The following is a 17,881-nucleotide window of genomic DNA, read 5'->3' as shown; positions in this document are numbered from 1 at the left end:
GAAGGAACGCCCGGCCGCGGACCGTACCCTTGTCCCGTGCAGGAACTCCACGACGCCCCCCTCGCCCCCCTGACCACCTTCCGGCTCGGCGGCCCCGCCACCCGCCTCCTCACCGCCACCACGGACGACGAGGTCATCGCGGCGGTACGCGAGGCGGACGACGCCGGCACCCCGCTGCTGATCATCGGCGGCGGCAGCAATCTGGTCATCGGCGACAAGGGGTTCGACGGAACCGCGCTGCGCATCGCGACGGAGGGCTTCCGCCTCGACGGCACGGAGCTGGAGCTGGCGGCGGGCGAGGTGTGGACGGACGCGGTCGCCCGTACCGTCTCCGCCGGGCTCGCGGGCATCGAGTGCCTCGCCGGAATCCCCGGTTCGGCGGGCGCGACCCCCATCCAGAACGTCGGCGCGTACGGCCAGGAGGTCTCCTCGGTCATCACCGAGGTCGTCGCATACGACCGTCACCGCGCCGAAACGGTCGTTCTGCCCAACGCGGCATGCGGCTTCTCGTACCGGCACAGCCGTTTCAAGCAGGACCCCGACCGCTATGTCGTCCTGCGCGTCCGCTTCGGACTGGAGGACGCGGAAGGGCTCTCCGCCCCGATCAAGTACCCCGAGACGGCCCGCGTTCTCGGGGTGTCGCCCGGCGACCGCAAGGAACTGGCCATGGTCCGCCTCGCCGTGCTCGGACTGCGCGGCGGCAAGGGCATGGTCCTGGACCCCGAGGACCACGACACCTGGTCGGCCGGCTCCTTCTTCACCAACCCGATCCTCGACGCCGACGCGTACGCCGTCCTCCTCGACCGCGTACACGCCAGCCTCGGCGACGGCGTCACCCCGCCCGCGTACCCGGCGGGGGAGGGCCGCACGAAGACCTCCGCCGCATGGTTGATCGACAAGGCGGGCTTCGCCAAGGGATACGGGAGCGGCCCGGCCCGCATCTCCACCAAGCACACCCTCGCGCTCACCAACCGCGGTGAGGCCACCACCGAGGACCTGCTGGCGCTCGCGCGCGAGGTGGTGGCCGGGGTCCACGAGACGTTCGGGGTCACCCTGGTCAATGAACCGGTCACGGTCGGCGTCACCCTCTGAGCCCGGCGCCCGGCCCGCCCGCGCGCGCCGCTGAACGGGATCGGTGAGCGGAGCCGGTGAACCGGAGCCGGCGCACGGGACCGGGACCGCACGCGATCGGGCCGAACCGACGCGATCAGGCCGGACGAGTGCCCTCCCCGCCGGTGAGCCAGGCGTCGATCCCGTCCAGGAGTTCCTTGCGGACCGCGTCCGGCGCCGCCGAGCCGCGCACCGACTGCCTCGCCAGCTCCGCCAGTTCGGCGTCCGTGAAGCCGTGGTGCCGGCGCGCGAACTCGTACTGGTCCGCCAGCCGCGACCCGAAGAGCAGCGGATCGTCCGCCCCGAGCGCCATCGGCACCCCGGCTTCGTACAGCGTCCGCAGCGGCACGTCCTCGGGCTTCTCGTACACCCCCAGCGCCACATTCGACGACGGGCACACCTCGCAGGTCACCTCGCGCTCCGCCAGTCTCCGCAGCAGCCTGGGGTCCTCGGCCGCCCGTACCCCGTGCCCGATGCGCGAGGCGTGCAGATCGTCCAGACAGTCCCGTACGGACGAGGGTCCGGTCAGCTCCCCGCCGTGCGGAGCCGCCAGCAGCCCGCCGTCCCGCGCGATCGCGAAGGCGCGGTCGAAGTCGCGCGCCATGCCGCGGCGTTCGTCGTTGGAGAGCCCGAAACCGACGATTCCGCGGTCCGCGTACCGGACGGCCAGACGCGCGAGCGTACGGGCGTCCAGCGGGTGCTTCATACGGTTCGCCGCGACCAGTACGCGCATGCCCAGACCGGTCTCGCGCCCGGCGCTCTCCACCGCGTCGAGGATGACCTCCAGCGCGGGGATCAGCCCGCCGAGCATCGGGGCGTACGAAGTGGGGTCGACCTGTATCTCCAGCCAGCCCGAACCGTCCCGGACGTCCTCCTCGGCCGCCTCCCGCACCAGCCGCCGAACGTCCTCCGGGGAGCGCAGACAGGACCGCGCGATGTCGTACAGCCGCTGGAAGCGGAACCAGCCGCGCTCGTCCGTCGCCCGCAGTCTGGGGGGTTCCCCGCCGGTCAGCGCGTCGGGGAGGTGCACGCCGTACTTGTCGGCCAGCTCGATCAGGGTGGAGGGCCGCATCGAGCCCGTGAAGTGCAGATGCAGATGCGCCTTGGGGAGCAGGCTCACATCTCGTACGCGTTCCATTCTCGGATCCTGCCGTACGGCTCGGGCCTGTGGCAGCCGGTTTCCCTGATCGGGCGCTCGCCGGAACAAAGAACCGGAACAAAGAAACGGGCACGCCGGGAACTCTCCCCGGCGTGCCCGTCGCAGGACCCCGGCCGTCGCCGGCCGTGGCCGCTGCCCGCGCGCGTACGGCGTGCTCAGTCGGTGGCCTCCGACAGCACCTTCTGGATCCGCGAGACGCCCTCCACCAGGTCCTCGTCGCCCAGCGCGTACGACAGCCGCAGATAGCCCGGCGTACCGAACGCCTCGCCCGGTACGACCGCCACCTCGACCTCGTCCAGGATCAGCGCGGCCAGCTCCACGGACGTCTTCGGGCGCTGCCCGCGGATCTCCTTGCCCAGGAGGGCCTTCACCGACGGGTAGACGTAGAACGCGCCCTCGGGCTCGGGGCACACCACACCGTCGATCTCGTTGAGCATGCGCACGATCGTCCGGCGGCGGCGGTCGAAGGCGGCCCGCATCTCGGCGACCGCTTCCAGGTCCCCGGACACCGCGGCCAGCGCCGCGACCTGCGCGACGTTGGAGACGTTCGACGTGGCGTGCGACTGGAGGTTCGTCGCGGCCTTGACGACGTCCTTGGGACCGACGACCCACCCGACGCGCCAGCCGGTCATGGCGTACGTCTTGGCCACGCCGTTGACGACGACGCACTTGTCGCGCACCTCGGGGACGACCGCCGGGAGCGAGGTGAACACGGCGTCGCCGTAGACGAGGTGCTCGTAGATCTCGTCCGTCAGCACCCACAGACCGTGCTCGACGGCCCAGCGGCCGATCGCCTCGGTGTCCTCACGGCTGTAGACCGCGCCCGTCGGGTTGGAGGGGGAGACGAAGAGCACGACCTTCGTACGCTCGGTGCGCGCGGCTTCCAGTTGCTCGACGGAGACCCGGTAGCCGGTCGTCTCATCGGCCACGACGTCGACCGGGACGCCGCCCGCGAGCCGGATCGACTCGGGGTAGGTCGTCCAGTACGGGGCGGGGACGATGACCTCGTCGCCCGGATCCAGGATCGCCGCGAACGCCTCGTAGATCGCCTGCTTTCCGCCATTGGTGACCAGCACCTGCGCGGGGTCGACCTCGTAGCCGGAGTCCCGCAGCGTCTTCTGCGCGATGGCCTTCTTGAGCTCGGGCAGGCCGCCGGCCGGGGTGTACCGGTGGTACTTGGGGTTGCGGCAGGCTTCGACCGCGGCCTCGACGATGTAGTCGGGTGTCGGGAAGTCCGGTTCGCCCGCGCCGAAACCGATCACCGGACGCCCCGCGGCCTTGAGGGCCTTGGCCTTGGCGTCGACGGCGAGGGTCGCGGACTCGGAGATCGCGCCGATACGCGCGGAGACCCGGCGCTCGGTGGGTGGGGTTGCAGCGCTCATGCGTCCATGGTCCCAGACGCCAATCGTGCCCGGCACACGCGTTTCGCCTCCCGGACAGAAGTGGCGACGGAGACGACACAAGCGACGCCGGCACGGGCGGGATCGTGCGCGGAAGCGACGCGGAGCGACGACCCGGAGCCGGACGACGGACGGACGGCCGAAGCGAGGAGGAGGAGTGAGGAGGAGTGGGGGAGCCGCCGGGGCAGCTGGGGCACCAGGGGCTGCCGGGGCATCGGGAGGGAGAGTGTGAAGAGGGCAGACGGGGGCGCGGGCGGGGAAAACGGAACCGGTGCCACTCTCCGGAGTGGACAAGAGCCGCTGCGGAGCTATCTGTTCGACGCCGGGCCCACGACCACGTACACTCACTCGTCGTCGGCCCCTCGCCGACCGCGTCCCCGGATGCGGTAGGTTGGGGACGCCACAAAGGGTCGTAGCTCAATTGGTAGAGCACTGGTCTCCAAAACCAGCGGTTGGGGGTTCAAGTCCCTCCGGCCCTGCTACACACACCATCGCCAGGATGTGTGCGCATGTACGTATATTCAATGAATCGCCGTGCGGCTCCACCGGGCGCGGCATGGCCACGACCCGGGAATCAGGTGAAAACACGTGACGGACGCCGTGGGCTCCATCGACATGCCTGATGCCGAGGACGAAGCACCGCAGAAGAAGTCCCGCAAGGGCGGCAAGCGCGGTAAGAAGGGCCCTCTGGGCCGCCTCGCGCTCTTCTACCGGCAGATCATCGCGGAGCTTCGCAAGGTCGTCTGGCCCACGAGGAACCAGCTGACGACCTACACCGTGGTGGTCATTGTCTTCGTCGTCATCATGATCGGTCTGGTGACCGTGATTGACTATGGGTTCCAGGAAGCCGTCAAGTACGTCTTCGGCTGATCCCGCGGAGGGCGTCGGCCGCGGCGGCGTCCCTTTCGCATGTTCCACCCATCTGTATCCAGGAAGAAGCAGCCACCGTGTCTGACGCGAACCTGAACGAGACTGTTGAGCCAGGCGACGAGAGCTTCGAGGCCGCCGCCGAGTCCGCCGAGGACGAGCTCGACATCGTTGAGGCGGCCGACGAGGACGAGGCTGAAGCTGCTGACGCCGCGGCCGGCGAGCCGGCCGAGGAGGCCGCGCTCCACATCGAGGACGACACGGATGCCGCGTCCGACAACGACGCCGCCGAGGCTGCCGACGCCGCCGAGGGCGACGCCGAGCCCGAGGCTCCGGTCGACCCGGTCGCCGCGCTCCGCGAGGAACTGCGCCTCCTGCCCGGTGAGTGGTACGTCATCCACACCTACGCCGGGTACGAGAAGCGCGTGAAGGCGAACCTCGAACAGCGTGCCGTCTCGCTGAACGTCGAGGAGTTCATCTACCAGGCCGAAGTGCCCGAGGAAGAGATCGTCCAGATCAAGAACGGCGAGCGCAAGAACGTCCGCCAGAACAAGCTTCCCGGTTACGTCCTGGTTCGCATGGACCTCACCAACGAGTCCTGGGGCGTCGTCCGCAACACCCCCGGTGTCACCGGCTTCGTGGGCAACGCGTACGACCCGTACCCGCTGACCCTGGACGAGATCGTCAAGATGCTCGCCCCGGAGGCGGAGGAGAAGGCCGCGCGCGAGGCCGCCGAGGCCGAGGGCAAGCCGGTTCCGGCCCGTAAGGTCGAGGTCCAGGTGCTGGACTTCGAGGTCGGCGACTCGGTCACCGTCACGGACGGCCCGTTCGCCACCCTCCAGGCGACGATCAACGAGATCAACGCCGACTCGAAGAAGGTCAAGGGCCTGGTCGAGATCTTCGGCCGGGAGACCCCGGTCGAGCTGAGCTTCGACCAGATCCAGAAGAACTGACCCGCCCGCGGGCATCTACTTCCGGCCAGGTCAGAACCGCCCTTGTGGCTGTTCTGACCTGTCGGTTTTTAAGCGCACACCTATACCCGTTATCGTTGTGCGGTATGCCTCCATCCGGATGACCGGCTGGAGCGCTGAAAACTCTCACTAGGACCCGGAGAGAGCAATGCCTCCCAAGAAGAAGAAGGTCACGGGGCTTATCAAGCTCCAGATCCAGGCCGGCGCGGCCAACCCGGCTCCGCCGGTCGGCCCCGCCCTGGGTCAGCACGGCGTCAACATCATGGAGTTCTGCAAGGCTTACAACGCCGCGACCGAGTCGCAGCGTGGCATGGTCGTGCCGGTGGAGATCACGGTCTACGAGGACCGTTCCTTCACCTTCGTCACCAAGACTCCGCCGGCCGCCAAGCTGATCCTCAAGGCCGCGGGCGTGGAGAAGGGCTCCGGCGAGCCGCACAAGACGAAGGTCGCCAAGCTCACGCGCGACCAGGTCCGCGACATCGCCACCACCAAGATGCCCGACCTGAACGCCAACGACCTGGACGCCGCCGAGAAGATCATCGCCGGCACCGCCCGTTCCATGGGCATCACGGTCGAGGGCTGACGCCCGAGCGATCGGGGCGAGGGCCGACGGCCCCGCCCGGCCCCTGTGGCAGGACCACGCGCTGGTCCGCACCACAACTCCACACCTGAACCAACGCAGGAGCAGAAGTGAAGCGCAGCAAGAATCTCCGCGCTGCGGACGCCAAGATCGACCGGGAGCGCCTGTACGCCCCGCTCGAAGCCGTCCGCCTCGCCAAGGACACCTCCGCCAGCAAGTTCGACGGCACCGTCGAGGTCGCCCTGCGCCTGGGCGTCGACCCGCGCAAGGCGGACCAGATGGTCCGTGGCACCGTGAACCTTCCGCACGGCACCGGTAAGACCGCCCGGGTCCTGGTCTTCGCGACCGGTGACCGTGCCGAGGCCGCGCGTGCCGCGGGCGCCGACATCGTCGGCGCCGACGAGCTCATCGACGAGGTGTCGAAGGGCCGGCTGGACTTCGACGCCGTCGTCGCCACCCCCGACCTCATGGGCAAGGTCGGCCGCCTCGGCCGGGTCCTCGGTCCGCGTGGTCTGATGCCCAACCCGAAGACCGGCACCGTCACCCCCGATGTCACCAAGGCCGTGACCGACATCAAGGGCGGCAAGATCGAGTTCCGCGTCGACAAGCACTCGAACCTGCACTTCATCATCGGCAAGGTCTCCTTCGACGACACGAAGCTGGTCGAGAACTACGCGGCGGCGCTGGAGGAGATCCTCCGTCTGAAGCCGTCCGCCGCGAAGGGCCGCTACATCAAGAAGGCGACCCTGACGACGACGATGGGCCCCGGCATTCCGCTGGACTCCAACCGCACCCGCAACCTCCTCGTCGAGGAGGACCCGGCCGCCGTCTGATCCGGACGGCAGCCGCGGGTTCGCACGGACCCGCCGCGGGTTTCGATGGACCGGAACCGGCCCCCGCGCCTCTCAGGAGGTACGGGGGCCGGTTTTTCTGTGAGCCCGCTGTCATACGTCTGGGTTACGGTTCAAGGGTTCACTGAAGGAAAACAAGGGGTGGGGTATGTCCAAGTCCGTATGGAGGCGCGCGGGCGTTTCGCTGACGGCTCTGGCCGTGATGGCCGGCGCGGCGGCATGTCAGAGCGGAGACGGGGACGGGGGTGGTGAGAAGAAGGCCGCGGGGAGCGTCCTCCAGTCCGGCGAGAAGGCGACGCAGGCTCTCACGGCCGCGTTCAAGAAGACCTCCGAGGCGAAGTCGGCGAAGGTCCGGATGAAGATGACCATGCCCGCGTCCGCGGAGGGCGGCGGGACCATGGAGATGTCCGGCGTCATCGGCTGGGATCCCACGGTGATGGACATGACGATGAATACGTCCGGGCTTCAGGTCGGCGCGGGCACGGGCACGGACATGCCCGAGCAGATCCGCATGCTGTGGGCCGACAACGTCTTGTACATGGACATGGGCGCCGAGGCCGCCAAGGAGATGGACGGCAAGCGCTGGATGACGTTCGACGTCGGCGCCCTCGCCGAGGCGTCCGGGGACAAGGCGCTGCAGAAGCGGCTGACCGGCGGCCTGGAGAACATGAACCAGGATCCGGCCCAGCAGCTGGCGATCATGCTCGAATCGAAGAATCTCAAGCACATCGGCCCCGAGAAGATCGACGGCGTCGAGACCCAGCACTACAAGGGCACCCTGACGCTCGACGAGGTGATCGCGGCGGAGGGGTCGCAGGGGGTCATCAGCGACAAGGAGCGCAAGGAACTGCTCGACGAGATGAAGAAGTCCGGCCTCAAGGGGTACGACACCGAGGTCTGGGTCAACGACGACGGCTATCCGGTGCGGATGAACCTGGGCCTCGCCAGCCCCGAGGGCAAGGTGTCGGTCGTGTCCGACTACTCCGACTACGGGGCGAAGGCGACGGTCCAGGCACCGCCCGCGAAGGACACCTTCGATCTCGCGGAGATCTTGAAGGGCCTCCAGAAGGAGACCGGCCAGCCGGCCGCGTAAGCCACCCGTTGGCCCCGCCCCCCGGACGAAGACGGGGCCCGGTGCCGGGCCCCGTCGCGGGTGCCGTGGCCCCGCCCGTGAGACGGGGTGGGGCCACCCCGCGACGGGCGGCGGCCGGTGCGCGAGACCCGGAGCCGCGATACAGGGCCCCCGGTCGTTCCGGCGAGTGGCGTCGTCCACCCGCGGGCCGGGGGCCCGTGGAGTCCGGGTGCGCGGGGTCGCGAGGCGAAGGGCCGGTCTCGTACCGCACGCGTACGTGGACGGGCCCGGCCCGCCCGCGTACGTGGATGGGGCCCGGCCACGCGGCGAATGCGCGTAGCGGGGCGTCGCGAGGCCGCACAGGGCGCGTCGGACACGGCCCAGGCGCCCATGGAGCGGCTCGCGCCCCCCGTGGAGGGCCGCGGGGGCGATTTGCCTGATCGGTGCCCCCTCCCGTACGCTTCCCCGGAAGCCAAAGACCGCTGGTTGTTGCCGCGTGCTCGCAAGAGGATGCGGCGGCCGAAGGAACCGCTAGTCGCGGACGACCTGCGCAGGTGACTGTGGAAAGCTCCCGGACGTGTTTCCGGTTGAGCTACGCCCCGTGCGCCCGCGCCGGGGCGTTTCGTCTGTCCAGCCTCCTCCTTCGGGTCCGCGCGGTCCTCATCACCCGGAAGGAGGCCGACGCCCATGGCAAGGCCCGACAAGGCTGCCGCGGTAGCCGAGCTGACGGACCAGTTCCGCAGCTCGAACGCCGCCGTGCTGACCGAGTACCGGGGTCTCACCGTGGCGCAGCTCAAGGAGCTGCGCCGTTCCCTCGGTGCGAACGCCCAGTACGCCGTGGTGAAGAACACGCTGACCAAGATCGCGGCCAACGAGGCCGGGATCAACGCGCTCGACGACCTGTTCACGGGTCCGACGGCGGTCGCCTTCGTCACCGGTGACCCGGTGGAGTCGGCGAAGGGTCTTCGTGACTTCGCCAAGGACAACCCGAGCCTGATCATCAAGGGCGGTGTCCTTGATGGCAAGGCGCTGTCCGCCGATGAGATCAAGAAGCTCGCGGACCTCGAGTCCCGCGAGGTTCTGCTCGCCAAGCTGGCGGGCGCCATGAAGGGCAAGCAGTCCCAGGCTGCCGCGCTCTTCCAGGCGCTTCCCTCGAAGTTCGTCCGCACCGCGGAGGCGCTTCGTGCCAAGAAGGCCGAGCAGGGCGGTGCCGAGTAATTCGGCTCGCGCATTGACCCAGCGCCCGGCGCGCTGAGTCGCAGCGGGCCGCACGCCCGCCGTCACATACATCCGGCACCAGCCGATTCAGTGGAAGGATCGCCCATCATGGCGAAGCTCAGCCAGGTCGACCTGCTCGCCCAGTTCGAGGAGATGACCCTCATCGAGCTCTCCGAGTTCGTGAAGGCGTTCGAGGAGAAGTTCGACGTCACGGCCGCCGCGCCGGTCGCCGTCGCCGCCGGTGGCCCGGGTGCCCCCGCCGCCGAGGCCGTCGAGGAGCAGGACGAGTTCGACGTCATCCTCACCGGCGCCGGCGAGAAGAAGATCCAGGTCATCAAGGTCGTGCGCGAGCTGACCTCCCTGGGTCTGAAGGAGGCCAAGGACCTCGTCGACGGCACCCCGAAGCCGGTCCTCGAGAAGGTCGCCAAGGAGGCCGCCGAGAAGGCCGCCGAGTCCCTCAAGGCCGCGGGCGCGTCCGTCGAGGTCAAGTGACCCCACGAGTCTCACCGTGATTCTGTGAGACTCCTCTCACCCGGCCCCCAGGGGCCGTGGACGAGACCCAGCCAAGGGCGATCACCCATCCGGGTGGTCGCCCTTCGGCGCTCCGCGAGGGCCGCGTTGCGCTTTGGCGGCCGACGAGTATGGTGATCATCGCCGTGCGCCTCGTGGGCCTCAATGCCTGGTCAGTGACGATCTCAGCAGCCAGTTCGGGGCAGGGGGCCTTGACGAACCGCACGTAGCGCGCAATTCTCAGGACGCGTCGTCACAACGATCCGAATCCGAGGCATGGATCGGCGACCGAATGGGCAGTATCGATGTGCGCCTCACGGCGCGAGGGTGTCGCGGAGTTGAGAACAACGAGGGCAGCGAGGGTCTCGAAAGCCCGCACTGGACATCAGTGTGCCAAGTGGCTACACTGACCCTTTGCGCTGCCTGTTAACTGCCTCCTGCCCGTCACCAGGGGCATCCCCTCGCATGAGCATCGTGGACCGAGCAATCCCTGACCTGGGATTTCCGTCCCTGTGCCTGGCTTGGGACCGGTACGCGCGTAGTGAGTCCGAGCCCTCGGAAGGACCCCCTCTTGGCCGCCTCGCGCAACGCCTCGACCGCGAATACGAACAACGGCGCCAGCACCGCCCCGCTGCGCATCTCCTTTGCAAAGATCAAAGAGCCCCTTGAGGTTCCGAACCTCCTCGCGCTCCAGACCGAGAGCTTCGACTGGCTGCTCGGCAATGCCGCGTGGAAGGCTCGTGTCGAGGCGGCTCTGGACAGCGGACAGGACGTCCCCACGAAGTCCGGTCTGGAGGAGATCTTCGAGGAGATCTCCCCGATCGAGGACTTCAGCGGGTCGATGTCGCTGACTTTCCGCGACCACCGTTTCGAGCCTCCGAAGAACTCGATCGACGAGTGCAAGGAGCGCGACTTCACGTACGCCGCCCCGCTCTTCGTCACCGCCGAGTTCACCAACAACGAGACCGGCGAGATCAAGTCCCAGACGGTCTTCATGGGCGACTTCCCGCTCATGACCAACAAGGGCACCTTCGTCATCAACGGCACCGAGCGCGTCGTGGTGTCCCAGCTGGTGCGTTCGCCGGGTGTCTACTTCGACTCCAGCATCGACAAGACGTCCGACAAGGACATCTTCACGGCCAAGATCATCCCGTCTCGGGGCGCCTGGCTGGAGATGGAGATCGACAAGCGCGACATGGTCGGTGTCCGCATCGACCGCAAGCGCAAGCAGTCCGTGACCGTCCTCCTCAAGGCCCTCGGCTGGACGACCGAGCAGATCCTCCAGGAGTTCGGCGAGTACGAGTCCATGCGCGCCACCCTGGAGAAGGACCACACCCAGGGCCAGGACGACGCGCTGCTCGACATCTACCGCAAGCTGCGCCCGGGCGAGCCGCCCACGCGTGAGGCCGCGCAGACGCTGCTGGAGAACCTGTACTTCAACCCCAAGCGCTACGACCTGGCCAAGGTCGGCCGCTACAAGGTCAACAAGAAGCTGGGCGCGGACGAGCCGCTGGACGCCGGTGTCCTCACCACGGACGACGTCATCGCGACGATCAAGTACCTGGTGAAGCTGCACGCCGGTGAGACCGAGACGGTCGGCGAGTCCGGCCGCTCGATCATGGTCGAGACCGACGACATCGACCACTTCGGCAACCGCCGTATCCGCAACGTCGGCGAGCTGATCCAGAACCAGGTCCGTACGGGTCTCGCCCGTATGGAGCGCGTCGTGCGCGAGCGCATGACCACCCAGGACGTCGAGGCGATCACGCCGCAGACCCTGATCAACATCCGGCCGGTCGTCGCCTCCATCAAGGAGTTCTTCGGCACCAGCCAGCTGTCGCAGTTCATGGACCAGAACAACCCGCTCTCCGGCCTGACGCACAAGCGCCGTCTCAACGCGCTGGGCCCGGGTGGTCTCTCCCGTGAGCGGGCCGGCTTCGAGGTCCGTGACGTGCACCCGTCGCACTACGGCCGCATGTGTCCGATCGAGACGCCGGAAGGCCCGAACATCGGTCTGATCGGCTCGCTCGCCTCGTACGGCCGCGTCAACGCGTTCGGCTTCATCGAGACGCCGTACCGCAAGGTCGTCGACGGCCAGGTCACCGACGAGGTCGACTACCTGACCGCCGACGAGGAGGACCGCTTCGTCATCGCGCAGGCGAACGCCGCGCTCACCGACGACATGCGGTTCGCCGAGAACCGCGTCCTGGTCCGCCGCCGTGGCGGCGAGGTCGACTACGTGCCCGGCACGGACGTGGACTACATGGACGTCTCGCCGCGCCAGATGGTGTCGGTCGCGACCGCCATGATCCCGTTCCTGGAGCACGACGACGCCAACCGCGCCCTCATGGGCGCGAACATGATGCGCCAGGCCGTTCCGCTGATCACGGCCGAGGCGCCGCTGGTCGGCACCGGCATGGAGTACCGCTGCGCGGTCGACGCCGGTGACGTCATCAAGGCGGAGAAGGACGGTGTGGTCCAGGAGGTCTCCGCGGACTACATCACCGTCGCCAACGACGACGGCACCTACACCACCTACCGGGTGGCCAAGTTCTCCCGCTCCAACCAGGGCACCTCGGTCAACCAGAAGGTCATCGTCTCCGAGGGCGACCGGGTCATCGAGGCCCAGGTCCTCGCCGACGGCCCGGCCACCGAGCAGGGCGAGATGGCGCTCGGCAAGAACCTGCTCGTGGCGTTCATGCCGTGGGAGGGCCACAACTACGAGGACGCGATCATCCTGTCGCAGCGCCTCGTGCAGGACGACGTCCTCTCCTCGATCCACATCGAGGAGCACGAGGTCGACGCCCGTGACACCAAGCTCGGCCCCGAGGAGATCACCCGGGACATCCCGAACGTCTCCGAGGAGGTCCTCGCCGACCTCGACGAGCGCGGCATCATCCGCATCGGCGCCGAGGTCATCGCCGGCGACATCCTGGTCGGCAAGGTCACCCCCAAGGGTGAGACCGAGCTGACCCCGGAGGAGCGCCTGCTCCGCGCGATCTTCGGCGAGAAGGCGCGTGAGGTCCGTGACACCTCGCTGAAGGTGCCGCACGGCGAGACCGGCAAGGTCATCGGCGTACGCGTCTTCGACCGCGAGGAAGGCGACGAGCTCCCGCCCGGCGTCAACCAGCTGGTCCGGGTGTACGTGGCCCAGAAGCGCAAGATCACCGATGGTGACAAGCTCGCCGGCCGTCACGGCAACAAGGGCGTCATCTCCAAGATCCTGCCGATCGAGGACATGCCGTTCCTGGAGGACGGCACCCCGGTCGACATCATCCTCAACCCGCTGGGCGTCCCCTCCCGGATGAACCCGGGACAGGTCCTCGAAATCCACCTCGGCTGGCTCGCCAGCCAAGGCTGGAAGGTCGAGGGCAACGAGGAGTGGATGGAGCGGCTGAAGTCGATCGGCGCGGACGACGTCCGGCCGAACACCAACGTCGCCACCCCCGTCTTCGACGGCGCCCGCGAGGACGAGATCGCCGGACTCTTCGAGTCCACGATCCCCAACCGCGACGGCGACCGGATGGTCCTCCCGTCCGGCAAGGCCCGGATGTTCGACGGCCGCTCCGGTGAGCCGTTCCCGGACCCGATCTCGATCGGGTACATGTACATCCTCAAGCTCCACCACCTGGTCGACGACAAGCTGCACGCCCGGTCGACCGGTCCGTACTCGATGATCACCCAGCAGCCGCTGGGTGGTAAGGCCCAGTTCGGTGGCCAGCGCTTCGGTGAGATGGAGGTGTGGGCGCTGGAGGCATACGGCGCCGCCTACGCCCTCCAGGAGCTGCTGACCATCAAGTCCGACGACGTCACCGGCCGCGTGAAGGTCTACGAGGCCATCGTCAAGGGCGAGAACATCCCCGAGCCCGGCATCCCCGAGTCCTTCAAGGTGCTCATCAAGGAGATGCAGTCCCTGTGCCTCAACGTGGAGGTGCTGTCCTCGGACGGCATGTCCATCGAGATGCGCGACACCGACGAGGATGTCTTCCGCGCTGCGGAAGAGCTCGGCATCGACCTGTCCCGGCGCGAGCCGAGCAGCGTCGAAGAGGTCTGACGGGTCCGGCCGGGACCGTCTCGCGAGAGCGGTCCCGGCCGCAGCCCCGGACCCCGTACAGACCACTTTGAGACACAACCCTGAGAGGGATTGACGCATAGTGCTCGACGTCAACTTCTTCGACGAGCTTCGGATCGGCCTTGCGACCGCTGACGACATCCGCCAGTGGTCCCACGGCGAAGTCAAGAAGCCCGAGACCATCAACTACCGCACCCTGAAGCCCGAGAAGGACGGACTCTTCTGCGAGAAGATCTTCGGCCCCACCCGGGACTGGGAGTGCTACTGCGGCAAGTACAAGCGCGTCCGCTTCAAGGGCATCATCTGTGAGCGCTGTGGCGTCGAGGTCACCCGCGCCAAGGTGCGCCGCGAGCGGATGGGCCACATCGAGCTGGCCGCTCCCGTCACCCACATCTGGTACTTCAAGGGCGTTCCCTCACGCCTGGGCTACCTCCTGGACCTCGCGCCGAAGGACCTGGAGAAGGTCATCTACTTCGCCGCGTACATGATCACGTTCGTGGACGAGGAGCGCCGTACGCGCGACCTTCCGTCGCTGGAGGCCCATGTCTCCGTCGAGCGCCAGCAGGTCGAGAACCGCCGCGACGCCGATGTCGAGGCCCGTGCCAAGAAGCTCGAGACCGATCTGGCCGAGCTGGAGGCCGAGGGCGCCAAGGCGGATGTGCGCCGCAAGGTGCGCGAGGGCGCCGACCGCGAGATGAAGCAGCTGCGCGACCGCGCCCAGCGCGAGATCGACCGTCTCGACGAGGTGTGGAACCGCTTCAAGAACCTCAAGGTCCAGGACCTGGAGGGCGACGAGCTGCTCTACCGCGAGCTGCGCGACCGCTTCGGCACCTACTTCGACGGCTCGATGGGCGCCGCCGCGCTGCAGAAGCGCCTGGAGTCCTTCGACCTCAACGAGGAGGCCGAGCGCCTCCGCGAGATCATCCGTACCGGCAAGGGCCAGAAGAAGACCCGCGCGCTCAAGCGCCTCAAGGTCGTCTCCGCGTTCCTGCAGACCAGCAACAGCCCCAAGGGCATGGTGCTGGACTGCGTACCGGTCATCCCGCCGGACCTCCGTCCGATGGTGCAGCTCGACGGTGGCCGCTTCGCCACCTCCGACCTGAACGACCTGTACCGCCGCGTCATCAACCGGAACAACCGCCTCAAGCGGCTTCTCGACCTCGGCGCGCCCGAGATCATCGTGAACAACGAGAAGCGGATGCTCCAGGAGGCCGTCGACGCGCTCTTCGACAACGGCCGCCGCGGCCGTCCCGTCACCGGTCCCGGCAACCGCCCGCTGAAGTCCCTGAGCGACATGCTCAAGGGCAAGCAGGGCCGGTTCCGCCAGAACCTGCTCGGCAAGCGTGTGGACTACTCCGCGCGTTCCGTCATCGTCGTCGGCCCGCAGCTCAAGCTGCACCAGTGCGGTCTGCCGAAGGCGATGGCGCTGGAGCTGTTCAAGCCGTTCGTGATGAAGCGCCTGGTGGACCTGAACCACGCGCAGAACATCAAGTCGGCCAAGCGCATGGTCGAGCGCGGCCGCACCGTGGTGTACGACGTCCTCGAAGAGGTCATCGCCGAGCACCCGGTGCTGCTGAACCGTGCGCCCACGCTGCACCGCCTTGGCATCCAGGCGTTCGAGCCCCAGCTCGTCGAGGGCAAGGCCATCCAGATCCACCCGCTCGTCTGCACCGCGTTCAACGCGGACTTCGACGGTGACCAGATGGCCGTCCACCTGCCGCTCTCCGCGGAGGCGCAGGCCGAGGCCCGCATCCTGATGCTGTCCTCGAACAACATCCTCAAGCCGGCCGACGGCCGTCCCGTCACCATGCCCACGCAGGACATGGTGCTGGGCCTCTTCTTCCTCACCACGGACGAGGAGGAGCGCGAGGTGCGCGGCGAGGGCCGGTCCTTCGGCTCCACCGCCGAGGCGATCATGGCGTTCGACGCCCGTGAGCTGTCCCTCCAGGCCAAGATCGACATCCGCTTCCCGGTGGGCACCATCCCGCCGCGCGGCTGGACGCCTCCGCCGGCCGAGGACGGCTCCGCCGCCGAGGGCCTCAACGGCTCCTGGCAGCAGGGCGACACCTTCCGGCTCCGTACGACGCTGGGCCGCGCGCTCTTCAACGAGCTGCTGCCCGAGGACTACCCCTTCGTCGACTACTCCGTCGGCAAGAAGCAGCTCTCCGAGATCGTCAACGACCTCGCCGAGCGCTACCCCAAGGTCATCGTGGCGGCGACGCTCGACAACCTGAAGGCGGCGGGCTTCTACTGGGCCACCCGTTCCGGCGTCACCGTCGCCATCTCGGACGTGGTCGTCCCCGAGGCGAAGAAGGAGATCGTCGCCTCGTACGAGGCCAAGGACGAGAAGATCCAGAAGCAGTACGAGCGCGGTCTGATCACCAAGCAGGAGCGCACGAACGAGCTGATCGACAACTGGACCCGCGCGACCAACGAGGTCGCCGAGGCGATGAACGCGAACTTCCCGAAGACCAACCCCATCTTCATGATGGTGAACTCGGGCGCTCGCGGAAACATGATGCAGATGCGTCAGATCGCCGGTATGCGTGGTCTGGTGTCCAACGCCAAGAACGAGACGATCCCCCGTCCCATCAAGGCGTCCTTCCGTGAGGGCCTGTCCGTGCTGGAGTACTTCATCTCCACGCACGGCGCCCGTAAGGGTCTGGCCGACACCGCCCTGCGTACCGCCGACTCGGGTTACCTGACCCGTCGTCTGGTGGACGTCTCGCAGGACGTCATCATCCGCGAGGAGGACTGCGGCACCGACCGCGGCCTCAAGCTGCGGATCGCCCAGAAGGACTCCGAGGGCCGCCTCCGCAAGACCGACGACGTCGAGACGTCGGTGTACGCGCGGATGCTCGCCGAGGACGTCGTCGTCGAGGGCAAGGTCATCGCTCCCGCCAACGTCGACCTCGGTGACGTGCTCATCGACGCGCTCGTCGCGGCCGGTGTGGAGGAGGTCAAGACCCGCTCGGTCCTGACCTGTGAGTCCGCGGTCGGCACCTGTGCGTACTGCTACGGCCGTTCGCTCGCCACCGGCAAGCTGGTCGACATCGGTGAGGCGGTCGGCATCATCGCCGCCCAGTCCATCGGTGAGCCCGGCACCCAGCTGACGATGCGTACCTTCCACACCGGTGGTGTGGCCGGTGACGACATCACCCAGGGTCTGCCGCGTGTCGTCGAGCTGTTCGAGGCGCGTACGCCCAAGGGTGTCGCCCCGATCTCGGAGGCGGCCGGCCGCGTCCGTATCGAGGAGACCGAGAAGACCAAGAAGATCGTCGTCACCCCGGACGACGGCAGCGACGAGACGGCGTTCCCGATCTCGAAGCGTGCCAAGGTCCTGGTGCGCGAGGGCGACCACGTCGAGGTGGGACAGGCGCTGACGTTCGGCGCCACCAACCCGCACGACGTGCTGCGCATCCTCGGCCAGCGGGCCGTCCAGGTCCACCTGGTCGGCGAGGTCCAGAAGGTCTACAACTCGCAGGGTGTGTCGATCCACGACAAGCACATCGAGATCATCATCCGGCAGATGCTGCGCCGGGTGACGATCATCGAGTCCGGCGACGCGGAGCTGCTGCCGGGCGAGCTGGTCGAGCGCTCGAAGTTCGAGACCGAGAACCGTCGTGTGGTCACCGAGGGCGGTCACCCCGCCTCCGGCCGTCCGCAGCTGATGGGTATCACCAAGGCATCGCTGGCCACCGAGTCGTGGCTGTCGGCGGCGTCCTTCCAGGAGACGACCAGGGTCCTGACCGACGCGGCGATCAACGCCAAGTCGGACTCCCTGATCGGCCTCAAGGAGAACGTCATCATCGGTAAGCTCATCCCGGCCGGTACGGGTCTCTCCCGCTACCGCAACATCCGGGTGGAGCCCACCGAGGAGGCCAAGGCCGCGATGTACTCGGCCGTCGGCTACGACGACATCGACTACTCGCCGTTCGGCACCGGCTCCGGCCAGGCCGTTCCGCTGGAGGACTACGACTACGGTCCGTACAACCAGTAAGGCGCCGTACAACCAGTAAGGCGTACGTCCGCTGAAGGCGGCCACCCCGTTCCGTACGGGGTGGCCGCCTT

Annotated in this window: 12 protein-coding genes and 1 tRNA gene; 11 read left to right on the top strand and 2 right to left on the bottom strand. The window is 68.1% G+C overall.

What is annotated here, in order from left to right:
• The first annotated feature begins 36 nt into the window (after positions 1-36).
• A complete protein-coding gene (locus ACWEFL_RS13265; protein ID WP_451711097.1) occupies positions 37-1,092 on the top strand; it encodes a UDP-N-acetylmuramate dehydrogenase in 1,056 nt (351 codons plus the stop codon).
• A gap of 115 nt (positions 1,093-1,207) precedes the next feature.
• Here the strand turns inward: ACWEFL_RS13265 and ACWEFL_RS13260 are convergent, their stop codons facing one another.
• Positions 1,208-2,248, bottom strand: coding sequence for an adenosine deaminase (locus ACWEFL_RS13260; protein WP_451711096.1), 1,041 nt, complete (start codon positions 2,246-2,248; stop codon positions 1,208-1,210).
• Between the two features lie 176 nt (positions 2,249-2,424).
• Positions 2,425-3,651: a pyridoxal phosphate-dependent aminotransferase gene (locus ACWEFL_RS13255; RefSeq protein ID WP_451711094.1), complete on the bottom strand. Its 1,227-nt coding sequence runs from the start codon at positions 3,649-3,651 to the stop codon at positions 2,425-2,427.
• A 424-nt stretch (positions 3,652-4,075) separates the two neighbouring features.
• Here ACWEFL_RS13255 and ACWEFL_RS13250 point away from each other — a divergent pair.
• From ACWEFL_RS13250 to ACWEFL_RS13205, 10 genes are all read left to right on the top strand, one after another.
• Positions 4,076-4,148, top strand: a tRNA-Trp gene (locus ACWEFL_RS13250).
• Positions 4,149-4,257: 109 nt separating this feature from the next.
• Positions 4,258-4,539 (top strand): preprotein translocase subunit SecE, encoded by a 282-nt coding sequence (gene secE / locus ACWEFL_RS13245; protein ID WP_451711092.1) that lies wholly within the window; start codon positions 4,258-4,260, stop codon positions 4,537-4,539.
• Between the two features lie 77 nt (positions 4,540-4,616).
• Entirely contained in the window at positions 4,617-5,489 is an 873-nt protein-coding gene (gene nusG / locus ACWEFL_RS13240; protein ID WP_451711091.1) for a transcription termination/antitermination protein NusG, read from the top strand.
• A gap of 166 nt (positions 5,490-5,655) precedes the next feature.
• Positions 5,656-6,090, top strand: coding sequence for a 50S ribosomal protein L11 (gene rplK / locus ACWEFL_RS13235; protein ID WP_451711089.1), 435 nt, complete (start codon positions 5,656-5,658; stop codon positions 6,088-6,090).
• A 107-nt stretch (positions 6,091-6,197) separates the two neighbouring features.
• Complete coding sequence (rplA, locus tag ACWEFL_RS13230) at positions 6,198-6,920, top strand: 50S ribosomal protein L1 (RefSeq protein ID WP_451711088.1); 723 nt, start codon at positions 6,198-6,200, stop codon at positions 6,918-6,920.
• A 166-nt stretch (positions 6,921-7,086) separates the two neighbouring features.
• Complete coding sequence (locus tag ACWEFL_RS13225; protein ID WP_451711087.1) at positions 7,087-8,031, top strand: hypothetical protein; 945 nt, start codon at positions 7,087-7,089, stop codon at positions 8,029-8,031.
• Positions 8,032-8,697: 666 nt separating this feature from the next.
• Positions 8,698-9,228 carry a 50S ribosomal protein L10 gene (rplJ, locus tag ACWEFL_RS13220; protein ID WP_451711085.1) on the top strand — a complete coding sequence of 177 codons (531 nt, stop codon included), beginning with the start codon at positions 8,698-8,700 and terminating at the stop codon, positions 9,226-9,228.
• A 108-nt stretch (positions 9,229-9,336) separates the two neighbouring features.
• Entirely contained in the window at positions 9,337-9,720 is a 384-nt protein-coding gene (gene rplL / locus ACWEFL_RS13215; protein ID WP_451711083.1) for a 50S ribosomal protein L7/L12, read from the top strand.
• A gap of 589 nt (positions 9,721-10,309) precedes the next feature.
• Positions 10,310-13,792, top strand: a complete 3,483-nt coding sequence (gene rpoB, locus ACWEFL_RS13210) for a DNA-directed RNA polymerase subunit beta (RefSeq protein WP_451711081.1) — start codon at positions 10,310-10,312, stop codon at positions 13,790-13,792.
• A 100-nt stretch (positions 13,793-13,892) separates the two neighbouring features.
• Entirely contained in the window at positions 13,893-17,810 is a 3,918-nt protein-coding gene (locus ACWEFL_RS13205) for a DNA-directed RNA polymerase subunit beta' (RefSeq protein ID WP_451711079.1), read from the top strand.
• Positions 17,811-17,881 lie beyond the last annotated feature (71 nt).

It is taken from the genome of Streptomyces sp. NPDC004838 (assembly GCF_053600955.1).
The sequence above is the reverse complement of the archived record's forward strand: the minus strand, read 5'-3'. Positions and strand labels throughout refer to the sequence as shown.

Bases quoted from the DNA above. Each gene is read 5' to 3' on its own strand.
- ACWEFL_RS13260 (WP_451711096.1), bottom strand. From the start codon at position 2,248: ATGGAACGCGTACGAGATGTGAGCCTGCTCCCCAAGGCGCATCTGCAT.
- ACWEFL_RS13255 (WP_451711094.1), bottom strand. From the start codon at position 3,651: ATGAGCGCTGCAACCCCACCCACCGAGCGCCGGGTCTCCGCGCGTATC.
- rplK (WP_451711089.1), top strand. From the start codon at position 5,656: ATGCCTCCCAAGAAGAAGAAGGTCACGGGGCTTATCAAGCTCCAGATC.
- ACWEFL_RS13225 (WP_451711087.1), top strand. From the start codon at position 7,087: ATGTCCAAGTCCGTATGGAGGCGCGCGGGCGTTTCGCTGACGGCTCTG.
- rplJ (WP_451711085.1), top strand. From the start codon at position 8,698: ATGGCAAGGCCCGACAAGGCTGCCGCGGTAGCCGAGCTGACGGACCAG.
- rplL (WP_451711083.1), top strand. From the start codon at position 9,337: ATGGCGAAGCTCAGCCAGGTCGACCTGCTCGCCCAGTTCGAGGAGATG.